This window comes from Azospirillum sp. FG154, from assembly GCF_057809575.1.
Genome location: NZ_JBMDKF010000008.1, coordinates 114,877 through 129,040 on the forward strand (window position 1 = coordinate 114,877; position 14,164 = coordinate 129,040).

A 14,164-nucleotide genomic window follows, 5' to 3' on the forward strand; every position below is an offset into this window, starting at 1 on the left:
GAAGCTGGCAGAGGATACTCGGTATCAGACGCTGAATTCCGTTTTTTTCTCCTTATTGGAGATGATGAGGCGCAATTTTCGCACCTCATCATCTCAATGCGACACGCTGGCATCGACGGCTTCATGGCTGGAATTGACGCGTCTTTGTCTTTGCCTCATTCGCCTTTTTGTGAAATGTTTATGAAATTATGGCAATTTAATTGATATTTATTCTCAACTACAAATGAGGAAATGTCGTGGAATTTATGTTTATAAAAATCGTAATTTGTTAGTTTTTATAATTTCTTTTATGTATAAATAGAAGTTGAAATTAGAAAACGACCTAAAAGTCCATGCAATATCATAATCGCCCCACCAACAAGACAAGAAGGACTGTAATTTTTCCCTATGCAGAAATCTCTTACTCCATCGATACTCGCATGGCTCCGTGCCTTTGACGCGGTGGCCCGTCATGCGAGCTTCACACGCGCTGCGGACGAGTTGTCCGTGTCACAAGGCGCTGTCAGTCAGCAAGTGAAGAGTCTCGAACAGGCGCTTCGTGTTCCTCTGTTTCGGCGTAGCGCCAGTTGCATGGCGCTAACCCCAGAAGGGCGCAGGCTCGCCGCCGTGGTCGGCGCCGCTTATAATTCCGTTCGCATTGTTCTTGAGGAACTCACCCAGCCGAGCAGTCTGGGAACCGTCCCGCTGAGCTGCTCCCCGTCCTTTGCCATCCGTTGGCTCACACCACGCCTTCCCCGCCTGCCCATACATTATTCAGAGGCGAACGTTGAACTGATTGGAGAATTCCACGTGCTGACTCGAGCGCGCATGCAGTCGGAAGGGTTGGAGGTGGCCATCCGATACGACAACGCGAACTATCCCGATCTGGACGCGACGCAGTTCTTGGATGAATATCTTCTTCCGGTTGCCAGCCCTGCTTTTCTTGCACGCCACCCCAACATTGCTTCAGTCGCTGATCTTGACGGTCGACTGCTATTGCACGACACCCGCCCCTGGGACGGCGCCCAAGAGGAAGAATGGCAAACGTATTTGAACTCGACCAGTCTTGCGATACCCAACCCATCCGGCGGCAAACGCTTCAACCTGTCTCAACTTGCCATTGCAGCGGCCTTGTCCGATGAAGGAGTCGCCATGGGCAGGCTCGCGCTGGTGCTGGACGACTTGGAGGCGGGACGACTGGTTCCGATCCGTGGGCCGGTCGTTCGCGCCAACGCCGCGTATAAGTTCATTACCGCACCTGACCGGAAGAAAAGGATCACCGCTGTCGAGAAATGGCTTGAAGCCGAATCCATCACGTTCTGCACGCGCCGTGACGCCTTCTTGGCCGCTTGTGTGTCGCAGTCCCAGAGATCGTGAGGATCGGTCGGTCCAGTTCTTCCTGGCCCCCCGCCAGCTTCGGGAACGGCTGGCGCTGGCGCTCGTAGCGCGGCGCCGTCTCCCGCGTATCCGTGCGATCGTCTCCACCGTCAACATTCCTGTCCACCACCCTGTCGCCCAAACCCAGGGTGGTGGTCTGCCAGATCAGAGGTGGCTGGTTGTTGGACGCCGATCACCCCTGAAACTGGCCCAGTGTTGCGAGCCGATGCACACGTAGGGCGGCGCACAGTCGCCAAAAATCGGCCCGGAGGGGCAATCGGTCCCGATAGATGTCGAAACCCCGCAAAATTTTTTGGGGGGATTTCCCTTTAAAATCAACATCGTAATTTTTTGACGGCCCATAGGTCGGTTTTCGGTGTCAACGACAAGGAAAAACCAGTCAGATCAATAACCTAGATGGGTTTTAAACAATCGAGCGGGAATGATCCCGTTCCGCTGACGCCCAGCACGCCTTGACGTCGCCGCCAGGAACCCCAGGGTTGCTGGCGGTTTTTCTTTGCCCAGCGCAATCCAGCGTCGCCACCCCTATCGCAGCGCGCCTCAATTATGATATTAAGAATTACTTGCAAATAAGGGATTCAATAGCTACACCCTATTGATCCGTGAAAAACAATCGATTGGATGTTTCGCCCTCACCGCCCCATCATGGGTCCATCGCCACCGTCGTTCAGGAGTTTCCGGCGTGACCACTTTCTCCCCCACCGCAGGATTCCCCGTCCCCGCTTCGGCTCCGCCGCGTCGGTTTTGGACGATGATGGGGCCGGGCTTCGTCGTCGCCGTCGGCTATATGGATCCGGGCAATTGGGCGACCGACATCGCCGCCGGGTCGCGTTTTGGCTTCGCGCTGCTGGCCGCCGTGCTGCTCGCAAGTCTGGCCGGGATGTTTTTGCAGGCGCTGATCGTCCGGTTGACGCTGGCGAGCGGTCAGGATTTGGCCCGGCTGATACGCAACCGTTTCCCGCGTCCGGTGTCGTTGGCGATCTGGGGCGTGTCGGAACTGGCGATGGTCGCAACCGATCTGGCCGAGTTGCTGGGCAGCGCCATCGCCTTGAAGCTGCTGTTCGGCGTGCCAATCTTGGGCGGCGTGGTGATCGCGGCGGCGGCCACCTTCGCCATTTTGGCCTTGCCGGGGGCGCGGGGTCGGGCGCCGGAGCTGGTGGTCGGCGGCTTGATGGCGGTGGTCGTGGTCTGTTTCGGTTGGGAGCTGTTGATCGCCAAGCCCGACGCAGGCGCGTTGTTGGCCGGTCTGGTTCCCAGCCTGGAGATGGCCCGCGACCCGGAGATGCTGTATCTGTCGCTGGGCATCGTCGGCGCGACCGTCATGCCGCACAATCTGTTCCTGCACTCCGGTCTGGTCCGCTCGCGCTTGGCGGCGGAGGCCGATGACGCCGAACGGCGGCGCGCCGCTCGCTGGTTGACCATTGATCTGAGCGCCGCGCTGGCGGTGGCCGGGTTGGTGAACGGGGCGATTTTGGCGGTGGCCGCCGTCGCCTTCCAGGGCGTCGCCGCCACCGGCGCCGTCCCCGGCATCGAGGACGCCCACGCCTTGCTGGGCGGCAACATCGGCGGCGGCGCGGCGTTGATCTTCGCGGTCGCCTTGCTGGCCGCCGGGCAAAGCTCCACCACCACGGGAACCATGGCCGGTCAGATCGTGACGGAGGGCTTTCTCGACATCCGTTTGCGCCCGCTGGTCCGCGCCGCCATCACCCGCAGCGCGGCCCTGGTCCCGGCCTTGGCGATTTTGGGGAGCGCGGGCGATGGCGCGGTCGATGAGTTGCTGGTGCTGAGTCAGGTGGCCTTGGCGCTGACCCTGCCCTTCATCCTGCTGCCGATGCTGCTGTTGCTGCGCGACCGCGACGTGATGGGCGGGCTGGCCATGGCCCCGCTGACCCTGCGCTTCGCCAACATTCTGGCCCTGCTGCTGACCGGCCTGTCCGGTTGGATGGCCGGAACCACGGCGCTGACGTCGTAAACGGTCAAGATTCAACAAGCGGGTGACGGGGCGCGGGGAATGGTCCATCTTGCCGCCCGCTCCCGCCACCGACAGGATCCCGTCGCCATGGACCCCGCCCTTGAACTGCGCCTGACCGATCTGGAAAGCCGCGTCGCCCATCACGAGCGCATGGCCGAGGAGATGTCTCAGGTGATCTTTCAGCAAGGCCAGATGATCGACCGCATGACCGCGCAGTTGCGCCGCCTGCGCGACCAGTTGGCCGACGCCGAATTCGGCGGGGGCCGCTCCCCGCAGGATGACCGGCCCCCGCCACATTACTGACGCCGGTCAGGCGTAGCCGTCATAGACCAGCTCCGTCATCATGCCGGTCGCCATGTGCAACAGATTGTGGCAGTGCAGCGGCCAGCGCCCCGGATTGTCGGCGTCAAAGGCGACGGTGACGGTCCCATTCACCGGCACAAGCACCGTGTCGCGCACCGCCCCGGCGAAGGGTTGCCCGTCGATGGCGACCACCTGGAAATGATGGCCGTGCAGATGCATCGGGTGAGACATGCCCGAGGCGTTTTCAAAGGTCAGAACCACCCGCTGCCCCGGCGAGACGCGCGAGGGCGCGTGCGTGCCGAACGCCCGGTCGTCGAGACTCCAGGCGTAGGGCGTCATCGAGCCGGTCAGCCGCACCCGCCCCGTCAGATCCGCCGGACGAGCGGCCAGCGGCGTCACGGCGGTCAAGGACCGTTCCAGCGTCAGATCAAGCGCGCCGGTGGGGGCCGTTGACAGGCCCGACAGCTTGCCCACCGCCGCCCCGGCGGTCGCCAGGATGATCCCGGTGCGCTCCACCGCCCCCTCGCGCAGCGCCAGAATGGGGAAGGCCCCCCCGTCGGCGGGCAGAGTCAGACGAATGTCCAGCCGCTGGCCCATCGCCATGCCGAAGCGGTTGCCCGTCACCGGCTGAACCGGGGAGCCATCGACCGCGATCACCTGCCCGGTCAAAGCCCCCAGGTCGATGTGGAAGGCGGTCGATGTCGCGCCGTTGATGAGACGCAGGCGAACCCGCCCGCCCCGCTCCACCCGCAGCACTTCCGGATCGTCGAGCGTGCGGTCGTTGGCGAGATAGGCGTCATACTCCACATCGTTCATGTCCATGCCGGGCATGGAATGGCCCGACATCGCATGATCCATAGGCGGGGCCGTCTTCGGCGCTCCATGGCCCATGGCGCTGTGATTCATCGCGCTGTGATCCATGGTTCCGGGATTCATGGTTCCGGGATTCATCCCGCCATGCCCCATGGCGCCATGGTCCATCGTCGCCGCGCCGCCGGTCAGCCCGGCCAGCAATTCCGTCGGGTCGCGAAAGGTGAAGTCGTGCAGCAGGACCACCACCTCTTGTTCATCGGCGCGGAGATCCTCGTCCGTGCGGACGATCAGCGGAGCGGCCATCAGTCGCTGTTCCTGCAAGCCCAAATGCGAATGCATCCAATGGGTGCCGGGCCGCGCCGCGTAATCATAGGAGGCCGACGCCCCATCGCGAATCGCCGGGCGGTTGACGTCCACCACCCCGTCCTGAACATAGGGCGGCGTCTGACCATGCCAGTGGATGATCGTGTCCTCGCCCGCCCGGTTGGCGAGATCGACGCGAAAGCGCTGGCCCGGATCCAAAATCAACCCGGCGGTTCCGTTGGGCTGGCGGATGCCGAACATCGTGGCGGCCTTGCCCTTCACCTCCAACACGCGGCGTTCAACCGTCAGGCGGAGGGGGGCTTGGGAATCGCTCGCCGACGCGGCCAAGGCGCGGCGCGGCAGGGCGGGCAAAAGCGCGGCGGAACCAACGAGCGCCGACGCCGTCAGCAGGCGACGGCGGGAAACGGTGAGAGCCATGACGGCCTCCGACAAACAGGAATGGGGGATCAAACAGGCGCGGAACCCGACATGGGGTCGCGCGCGGCGCTTCATCCCCGTCGCGGCGGCGGCAGATCGGGCGGCGCCGCGATCCCGGCGAACAACGGCCCAGCCGCCGGGCGAGTCGGCGCGCCCGCCCCCGCCATCAGCGGAAACAGGCTGACCACCGCCAACCCAACATGCATGGACAGGCAGTTGGCCCCGGCGCAGCAAGACGGAATCGAAGGGGCGGGAGCCGTGTGGCAGGGCGCGCGGTCCATCGCTCCGGCGCCGACCATAACGACCACCATCGGCGCGTCGTTTTTCGGAGCGCTGGCCGCGTGATGATGCCCCGCATGACCGTCATGGGCGACATTGCCCGCCGAGGCCGGACCGGACCATAGGGAAAGGCCCAGCGCCAGCGCGATCATCAGCGCCGCCGCCACCCCCAGCCGTCCGAACCACGACCCCAGCCGCATCCGCATGTTTCCCCGGTCTTTCCCCTTCGTCACATAGGCCCTTCCGCCCGACGGGTCAACCGCCCCCGCCCTTCGTCAGGGCAATCGCTTGAAGGAAGAGAACCGGGATGTCTGGCAAGATTTGACACGGATTTCACGGACTGACGCACGGATTTCATGGCTGTCTGTCAAGGAGCGAACCATTTGACGCCGTTGGCCTTGGTCCCAGGAGGACATCCGTGAAATCCGTGTGAGAATTCGTGAAATCCGTGTCAAAATTTGTCTCGGGATCGCCAAAAGCTTGTTCAAGCGATTGCCCTGCGCCCTTCGTCCTGGGGTATCGCATTTGGCGATCATCGCCCTCTCCCTCTGGGAGCTACAGCATTCATACATCTTTGGTTTAGGCAACTCATTGGAAGGAAAAGAACTTTCCTCCGTCATTCCCGCGAAGGCGGGAATCCAGACTTCCCCATAGGGTTCGTCTGGCAAACTTTGGATCCCCGCCTGCGCGGGGATGACGAAAAATCCGTTTCATTTCAATTGGTTGCAGAAAGAAAAAGATGTGTGAATGCCATAGCCCTCTGGGAGAGGGAGGGGACCCACGAAGTGGGGAAGGTGAGGGGCGCTCCAAGAGACCAGAACTGTATGGTTCCTTGGATCACCCCTCACCCTTCCCACCGCTTCGCGGCAGGCCCCTTCCCTCTCCCGAAACGGGAGAGGGAGATTCGACGCCAAATGCGATTGCCCCCGCCCTTCGGCCATGCGGTCAAGCGATTGGTGATAGGCGTTTTCCCGAGCATGGAATTGCAACAATCTCCGCCTATATTCCGGGTCTCTTGAAACCACAGCCTTTGTTCGTCATGTCCAGTTCCGCCCGCAAGGGTCCGATCCCAACCCGTCAACTGCACTGCGCCTGCTGCGGTCGTCCTTTCGTGCGTCCGTCGCTGCGGGGACCGGCGCCGCTTTACTGCTCGACCGACTGTCAAAAGCAGATGCGCGTCCGTTCGCGGGTGTGGAGCCTGTCGCAAGGCGCGACCACGCCGACGCCCCGGCGCGACCGCGCGCTGCTCAAAGCGTCCTGACTCCGTTCACCGCACATCCACCACAGCGCTGTCGCTGCGCCCGTCCGCGTCCAGCACGGTGACGCGCACCGGCCCCGGCCCCTCGGGCCGCCACACCACCTCGCGGGCGATGGGCGACAGGGCGATGCGCCGCCCGTCGATCAGCCAGGACAGCGGACGCCGCCCGCCCGTGGCCGAGAAGGTCAACGGATCGGCCCGGCCATCCGGCCCCAACGCCTCCACCACCATGTCGCCGCCGGGAAACACCAGCCGCAGCCGGTCGGGTTGGCGCACGCCAGCGACCAACGGCGAATCGCCAGCCTGCAAACGGCGCAGCAACTCCGGCGGCGCTTCGGCGGCGACCGGCCCGGCGGGGCGGCCACGGTCGGCGGGCAGCAGATCGAACAGTTGGAACAGCAGCGGGGCCGCCGTGTTGCGGCCATAGCGGTCGGGGCTGGGCGTGCCGTCCGGGCGGCCCACCCAAACGCCGACGGTGTAACGCTCCGTCACGCCAAAGGCCCAGGCGTCGCGAAAGCCGTAGCTGGTCCCCGTCTTCAGGGCGATGGGACCGGCCCCGCGCAACGCCTGCGCCTGGACGATTCCCGGCGGCGGCGGCGAGCCTTCCAGAATCGCCCGCACCTGCTGCGCCGCCGAGGGGGAGAGCAGTCGCACGCCCCCCTCCTCCGCCGCGTCGGGCTGAACCCGCAGCGGGGCGACCATGCCGCCGCGCGCCAAGCCGCTGTAAAGCGTCGTCATGTCCCACAGATTGATCGACGCGCCGCCCAGCGCCACCGGCAGCCCCGGAACCGCGTTGCGCGACGGCAGAACCAGCCGCGCCCCGACCCGGCGCAGCGCGTCGGCGAAGCGCAACGGCCCCACCCGGTCAAGCACCAGCACCGCCGGGATGTTCAACGAGCGCTGCAACGCCTCCTCGATGGTCAGATCGCCGGTGAATCCCCGGTCGAAGTTGCGCGGGGCGTAATCGCCAAAGCGGGTGGAGACGTCGGCCACCTGGGTCAAGGGGTGGATGACGCCGTCGTCAAAGCCCAGCCCATAGATGAAGGGCTTCAGCGCCGACCCCGGCGAGCGCACCGCCCGCACCATGTCGATCGGCCCGCGCCGGTCTTCGTCCAGCGCGTCGGAACTGCCGAGATAGGCCAGAACCGCGCGGGTCCGGTTGTCCACCACCAGCGCCGCCATCCCGGCCCGCTGGTTCAGCGGCGCGACCTCCCGCCGGGCCAGCGCCTCGACCGCCCGTTGCAACCCGCCGTCCACCGTCGTGGTCAGGATCGTTTCGCCGGAGCGCCGCGCCCGCAGCGCGTCCGCCAGATGCGGGGCAGAGGCGGGCAACGGTTGCCGGGCCGACGGAACCGGCTCCGTCTTCGCCTCCGCCGCCGCCTTGGCCGACAGCGCGCCCGCTTCGACCGCGCGGTCCAGCACCTTGTCGCGCGCCATCCGCGCCCGTTCGGGGAAACGGTCGGCGCGCAAGCGGCTAGGCGATTGCGGCAGCGCGACCAGCAAGGCGGCCTCCGCCGCGTCCAACTCGGTCGGCGCTTTGCCGAACAGGGTGAGCGACGCGGCGCGGACGCCCTCGACGTTGCCGCCATAGGGGGCCAGCGTCAGATACATGCCCAAAATCGCCCGCTTGTCGTAGCGCCATTCCAATTGCGCGGCGCGCGCCGCCTCGATCAGCTTGGCCGACAGGCTGCGCGGGCGCGGCTCCAGCAGGCGGGCGACCTGCATGGTCAAGGTGGACGCCCCCGACACCACCCGCCCAGCCCCGAGATTCTGGCCGAACGCGCGGAGCGCCGCCAGCGGATCAACCCCGGCGTGGCGGTAGAACCGCCGGTCCTCATAGGCCAGCAGCAGATCAAGAAACAGCGGCGCCACCGCGTCGGCCTCAATCGGCAGGCGCCACGCCCCGGCGGCGTTGGTGTAGACGCGCAGGGGCTGGCCGCTGCGGTCGGCCACCGTCACCGACAAATCGGCCAACCGCTCCAGCGGCGGCGGGAACAGCCGGTCGAGCAGCAGCGCCGCGCCCGCCAGCCCGCCGGCCCCCAGCCCGCCGACCGACAGAAGCGCCAGCGCCGCGACGACGCGGCCACGCCGCCGCAACCCCCACCCTCGCAACCCCCAGCCCGGCAAGCCTCACTCCGCCGGATGGACGGTGATCCGCCCGATGGCTTGGCGGGCGAAGAAGCGCGGCTTGTACATGTCCTCCACCGCCGCGCCGGGCAGTTCATAGACGCCCGGCGTCACGGCGCGGACGATGAAGGCCAGCTTGAAGGACGCCGCCTCTTCCGTCAGATCCAGCGCGGCGACGAAACGGTCGTCGCGGGCCTCCACGCTGTTGGGAACGGTCAGCTTGTCCAGCCACGGCAAATCATCCGTTCCGCCCGCCCCCAGCTTGGCGTTTTCAATCTCCCAGCCAGCGGGCAGCGGGTGGGTGATCGCCAGTTGGTGGAACAGCTTGGTGTTGGCCTCCCCCTCCAGCACGACGACGAAGACGTCGTTCTGGCGGATCGTGTCGAGGTTCAGCGGCTCGCCCTTGCGGGTGAAGAAATTGCGCTTCACGCGCAGCCCCTCGCGCGCCGCCGGTTGGGCGATGGTGGGAACGCCCGACAGCGACACCGCTTGCCACAGCGGCGCGCCGCCGCTGTTGACCACCGGCAGCCCGGCGCTCAGTTGCGCCAGGGTGGGCCGCAGATCGACCCGCGCGCCCGCGCGTTTCTCGCCGTTGGGCAAGGTCACGCTGACGCTGGACGGCGCGCCGCGCGCCAGCGCCTCGGCGGCCAGCACCGCCCAGGCTTTTTCCTGCGTGTTGGTGCGGTTGACGGCGAGGTCGGACGCGGGCAGCCGGTCGAGCAAGGCGGGCAGCCGCTTGCCGGTCATGCCGACTTCCGACGCCAGCACGATCAACGCCGCCGCGTCGCGGATGGTGGAGCCGTAATCGACGTTCCATTCGGCGCGGGCCAGATGATCGACGGCGGACTCGAAGGCGCTGGCCGCCCGTTCGCCGTCGCCCATGCGGGCCAGCGCCGCCCCCAACTGCCCCTTGGCCAGCGGAGTCGGCAGCTTGTCGATGGCGGTGTCGTGCAGGTAGCGCGCCGGTCCCGGCAGCGACACCCCACCCAACGCCAGCGCGTGCAGGGCGTAGGCGCGCACCGCCAGTTGGGCCGGTTCGCCAGCCGACGCGACGGCCCGCTTGCGCAGCCAGCCCAGCGCGTCGTTCAGCGGCTTGTCGGGGACCGCGTTGCCCTTTTGCTTGGCGCGAATCAGGAACTCGGTCGCGTAGGCGGTCAGCCATTCGTCGGCCTCGCTCTGGGCGCTCCACAAACCGAAGGCGCCGTCGAAGCGCTGCTTGTCGAGCGTGCGCGAGATCGCCTGTTGCACGCGGCCGTCCAACCCGTCGTCGGGCTTGCGGTCGGCCCCCAAGGCCAGCTCGACGTCGCGCACCACCAACAGCGGCAGGGCGCGGCTGACCGTCTGCTCCAGACAGCCGAACGGGTAGCGGTCGAGCGCGCGCAGGATGCCGCCGACGTCGAAGGGCGGCGCGCTGCTGAAGCTGACCGACCAACCCGCCGTTCCCGGCACATAGGCGGCCAGATCCGCCGCGCTGAAGCGCATGGTGTCGCCGGGGGGAACCTGCCGGGTGACGAGTTGCGTCTCCACCGCGCGCGCCGGGCGGACGGCGATGGCGTAGTCGTGCGTCACCGCCAGATTGTCCGGCCCGGCCACCGCCAGCGACACATGGCCGACGCCCGCCCCGACGCCCTTCAGGGGCAGGACCAGAGTCTTGCGTTCCCCCTTCGCCAGCGCGACCGACAGCCCGCCGCCATCGACCGACACGGCGCCGCGGCCCGTCACGGTGACGGCGTAGGTTCCGGCGGCGGCCTCGACGTTGTGCAGCGACAGCGTCACCCGGCTGTCGTCGCCGGGGGCGAGGAAGCGCGGCGTCACGGCGTCGGCCACCAGCGGATCGCGCACCGTCACCGGCCCCGCCGCCGACCCGACCCGGCTGCGGCTGTAGGCCACCGCCATCAGGCGCAATTCGCCGTTGAAGTCCGGCACGTCGAAGGCGAGGCGGGCGGTTCCGTCCGGCCCGACCTTCACCGGCCCCTGGAACAGCGACACCACGGTGAAGGGCACCACCGGCAGCCCGACGCCGCTGGAATCGCCGCCCTGGCGCAGCGCGCCGAACGGTCCGTCCAGCGCGTCGATCAGATGGCCGTAATCGTCGCGGATGTCCAAACCCAGCGTGCGCTTGCCGTAAAAATGCTTGGCGGGCTGCGGGCTGACGAAATCGGTCAGCCGCAAAATCCCCTCATCGACGGCGGCGAGCGTGACGTAGACGTCCTCCGCCGCGCCCTCGCCGGGCCGCGTCGGCTTGACGTTGACCCCGACCTCCAGACGGCTGCGCGGGCGGATCGTCGCCGGGGCGTCCAACGCGACGTCGAGCGTGCGCGCCGCCGGATCAATCCCGACCCAGGCGACGCCGACGGCGCGCACCGGCTGGCGCTCCTTGCCCGTCACCGGCGGACGGAAAACCGTGGCGGTCACATAGGCGCCCGGCCCCCAGGCGGCGTTGACCGGAACCTCCACCGTCGCCCCGTCGGCGGGAACGCTGATGTTGCGGACCTCGAACAGCCGGTCGGTCGCCACGGTCAACAGCACCTCTCCGGCGAAAGGCGGGGTGATGCGGACGCGCGCGACGTCGCCGGGACTGTAGGCGGGCTTGTCGGTGGCGATCTCCAGCTTGTCCGGCGTGTTGCCGCTGTCATCCTCGTTCTGCCAACCGGCGGCGAAGCGGTAGGAGGTGGCGACGCCCGCCGCCTTGTCCGTCACCTCGATCCGGTAGCGCCCGAACTCCCGCCGCCCCAGCGCCAAAGTCGCGGGCTTGTCCGCCGTCGCCGCGATGGTCCCCGACGACAGCGGCACGTTGCGCGTCACCGCGTTGTAGCTGTAGCGGCCATTCTGCCGATACCATTGGTAGCTGACGCGCTCCTCCACCAACTCCCAAGTCAAGTTGGGCTTGGCGATGGCGGAGCCGTCGGGGGCCAGCGCGACCAGATCGAAGTTCGCCTCCTGCCCCTCGCCGATCCGGCCATCGGAAAAGCGCGGGCGCAGGCCGATGGCGTGGGCCTTGGCGCGGATGGGAACCGTCACCGCCTTGTGGACCGGACGCCCGCCCGGCTCCGACAAGGCGACGCGGATTTCGGCGCGCAGCGGGCGGGTGGTGTCGGGCAGCGAGGGCAGCGCCACGGCGACGCGCGATTGCCCCTGCCCGTCCGTCACCGGAAACTCCAGCGTGTCGAGCTTGGAATCCACCGTCTCCTGGGCGCGCCCGAAGCGGTAATCCTTATAGGCCGGGTACGGCGTCGGGTCGGGCTGGATCGCCACCTCCGCCGTGCCGGACAGACCGGCGGCGGGCGGGCCGTAGAGGAAACGCCCGTTGGCGACCACCTCGAACGGTTGGCCCGGCGTGAAGATTGGCGCGCTGGCGGTCAGATCGAGCGCCAGCTTGACCGGAACGAAATCCTCCACCTGGAAGGCGCCGCGCCCAATCGGCTCGCCCTTCGGGTCGCCATAGACCAGCGCCTGCCAACCGCCCAGCGGCGCCGTGCGCGACAGGGTCAGCGGCAGGAAGAAGCCGCCCGCCGCCTGCCCGGTCAGCGGGCCGGAGAAATACTCGGTGCCGCTGGGGCGCAAGATCTTGACGGTCAGCGGGAAATTCTCCACCGCCTCGGTCTTGTCGTCGCGCAGCAGGATCGACAGATTGACCGTCTCGCCCTGCCGGTAGACGCCCCGGTCGGCGTAGACGAAGGCGTCCATCGGCCCTGGCGCGGCGCGCCCGCCGACCCCACGGTCGCTGAGGTCGAAGGCCGCCCCGGTCAGATCCTGCATGGCGAAATCGGCGCCGAGATAGGCCATCAGCATGTCCGGCGTGTTGCCGCCGGTCTTCAGCAGCCCCGGCGCGAAGCGCGCCCGCCCCAACTCGTCCGTCGTCGCGCGGGCCAGTTCGGCGTTGTTGCGGGCGACCAGCGCCACCTCGACCCCGGCCAGCAGCTTGGCCGTGCCGTAGGAGCGGGCGAAAACGGTCAGCCCATCGGCCCCGCGATAGCTGGTCAGGCCGATGTCGGACACCAGCACCCATTGCGTCGCCAGATCGTTCCAGGGGTCGCTCGGCTCCACGTCGGTCGGTTGCGCGGTGACGGCGTAGAGGCCGGGTTTGGGTTGCTCGCCCACCGCCTGCCGGAAGGGCAAGGCCGATTGGGTCTGACGGTTGCGCTCGCCCTTCACCTCCAGCGTGCCGGACCACACCAGCTCGCCGTTGCGGTCGGCCAGGGTTTCGGCGGAGTTGCTGGTCAGCGGGTTGAACAGCCGCCCGTCGGCCATGCCGGGAACCAGCGCCCGGTCGGTGACGCGGTAGACCGACACCGCCAGCTTGTCCGTGTTGACCGAAACGATGGGAACGCCGTCCGGCCCGCTGCGCGGCAGGATGAAGGCCGATCCCTTGAAGGCGACCATCGGCGAGCGATCCGGCACGCGGACGCGCTGGGTTTCTTCGGCCTTCTGCTCCACCCCATCCTCGCCGGGCAGGCCCTGGCGCAGGGTGACGGCGTAGCTGGCGCCATGGGCGACGCCGCGCAGGCACAGCGTGTTGTCGCGCGCGTCCACCGACAGCTTGGTCGGCGGCTCCACCCGCAGATAATCGTCGAAACGCACGCCCTTGCGCGTGCTGAGCCGGTCGGAGAATTGGAAGCAGACCCGCGCCACCGCGTCGTCGGAATTGACGGTGACGTCGCGCAGAGTCAGCCCGGCCTTGCGGCGCAGGGCGATCCAGCGCTCCTCCAGCTTCGGGGCCAACGCGTCGAGAACGCCCGGCTCCAGCTTGTCGGCCATGGCGCGGATGGCGCCCAGCGCCTTGGCCGCCTCGTCCGGCTTGCCGAACGACTCGTCCATCAGCGTGGCGACGCGCAGCAGAACCCCGACCCGCTCATCGTCCTTCGGCTCGCCGATCCCGGCCTGGACGGCGCTTTGCAGCGCGCGGTCCTTGTTGGGAGTCGGCAGCGCCATCCAGGCGGCGCTCAGCTCCAGCCAGACCGACGGGCTGGCCGCGCCGTTGATGATCGCCTGTTCGTATTTCGGCACGGCGGCGGCGCCGTCCTTGCGGGCCATGGCGGCGCGCGCCTGCTTCAACGCCGCGTCGCTGACCTGCGGGTTGGGCTGCGGCGGGGCCTTGGCCGTCAGGCCGCCCACATAGAGGATGGTGTCAACCCAGTTCGGCACGGCGTAGGGCGACCGTTCGGAGGCGCGGGAGGGAACGCCGGTCGAGAGGGCCAACGCCAACACGACCCACGCCAAAGTCAGCAACCGCCTCATCGCACCGCCCCCGCCGGAATTTACCGATCAGCCCTTATACGCTTGATAACAGTCGC

8 protein-coding genes are annotated in these 14,164 nt (G+C 67.3%); 4 read left to right on the plus strand and 4 right to left on the minus strand.

The genetic code is table 11. The features are described 5' to 3' along the window. Positions 1-387: 387 nt before the first annotated feature. From ACODS4_RS11820 to ACODS4_RS11830, 3 genes are all read left to right on the plus strand, one after another. Positions 388-1,356 carry a LysR family transcriptional regulator gene (locus ACODS4_RS11820; RefSeq protein ID WP_488863811.1) on the plus strand — a complete coding sequence of 323 codons (969 nt, stop codon included), beginning with the start codon at positions 388-390 and terminating at the stop codon, positions 1,354-1,356. 703 nt (positions 1,357-2,059) lie between these two features. Further along, the gene (locus ACODS4_RS11825) at positions 2,060-3,349 is read left to right on the plus strand and encodes an Nramp family divalent metal transporter (protein WP_488863813.1); all 1,290 of its coding nucleotides are present in this window, start codon (positions 2,060-2,062) and stop codon (positions 3,347-3,349) included. Between the two features lie 87 nt (positions 3,350-3,436). After that, positions 3,437-3,652 (plus strand): SlyX family protein, encoded by a 216-nt coding sequence (locus ACODS4_RS11830; protein ID WP_488863814.1) that lies wholly within the window; start codon positions 3,437-3,439, stop codon positions 3,650-3,652. A gap of 6 nt (positions 3,653-3,658) precedes the next feature. Here the strand turns inward: ACODS4_RS11830 and ACODS4_RS11835 are convergent, their stop codons facing one another. Further along, entirely contained in the window at positions 3,659-5,206 is a 1,548-nt protein-coding gene (locus ACODS4_RS11835; protein ID WP_488863816.1) for a multicopper oxidase family protein, read from the minus strand. Between the two features lie 71 nt (positions 5,207-5,277). Then, positions 5,278-5,718 carry a hypothetical protein gene (locus ACODS4_RS11840; protein WP_488863818.1) on the minus strand — a complete coding sequence of 147 codons (441 nt, stop codon included), beginning with the start codon at positions 5,716-5,718 and terminating at the stop codon, positions 5,278-5,280. Between the two features lie 806 nt (positions 5,719-6,524). Between ACODS4_RS11840 and ACODS4_RS11845 the strand changes: the two genes are divergently transcribed. Further along, positions 6,525-6,746: a hypothetical protein gene (locus ACODS4_RS11845; protein ID WP_488863820.1), complete on the plus strand. Its 222-nt coding sequence runs from the start codon at positions 6,525-6,527 to the stop codon at positions 6,744-6,746. Positions 6,747-6,752: 6 nt separating this feature from the next. Here the strand turns inward: ACODS4_RS11845 and pbpC are convergent, their stop codons facing one another. Together pbpC and ACODS4_RS11855 are read right to left on the minus strand one after the other, a co-directional pair. After that, positions 6,753-8,870, minus strand: coding sequence for a penicillin-binding protein 1C (pbpC, locus tag ACODS4_RS11850; protein ID WP_488863822.1), 2,118 nt, complete (start codon positions 8,868-8,870; stop codon positions 6,753-6,755). 3 nt (positions 8,871-8,873) lie between these two features. Beyond that, entirely contained in the window at positions 8,874-14,108 is a 5,235-nt protein-coding gene (locus tag ACODS4_RS11855; protein ID WP_488863824.1) for an alpha-2-macroglobulin family protein, read from the minus strand. Positions 14,109-14,164: the final 56 nt, after the last annotated feature.

What these genes read in the sequence shown, in the direction of transcription:
- ACODS4_RS11835 (WP_488863816.1), bottom strand. Translation starts at nt 5,206, where the DNA reads ATGGCTCTCACCGTTTCCCGCCGTCGCCTGCTGACGGCGTCGGCGCTC.
- ACODS4_RS11845 (WP_488863820.1), top strand. Translation starts at nt 6,525, where the DNA reads ATGTCCAGTTCCGCCCGCAAGGGTCCGATCCCAACCCGTCAACTGCAC.
- ACODS4_RS11855 (WP_488863824.1), bottom strand. Translation starts at nt 14,108, where the DNA reads ATGAGGCGGTTGCTGACTTTGGCGTGGGTCGTGTTGGCGTTGGCCCTC.
- ACODS4_RS11820 (WP_488863811.1), top strand. Translation starts at nt 388, where the DNA reads ATGCAGAAATCTCTTACTCCATCGATACTCGCATGGCTCCGTGCCTTT.
- ACODS4_RS11830 (WP_488863814.1), top strand. Translation starts at nt 3,437, where the DNA reads ATGGACCCCGCCCTTGAACTGCGCCTGACCGATCTGGAAAGCCGCGTC.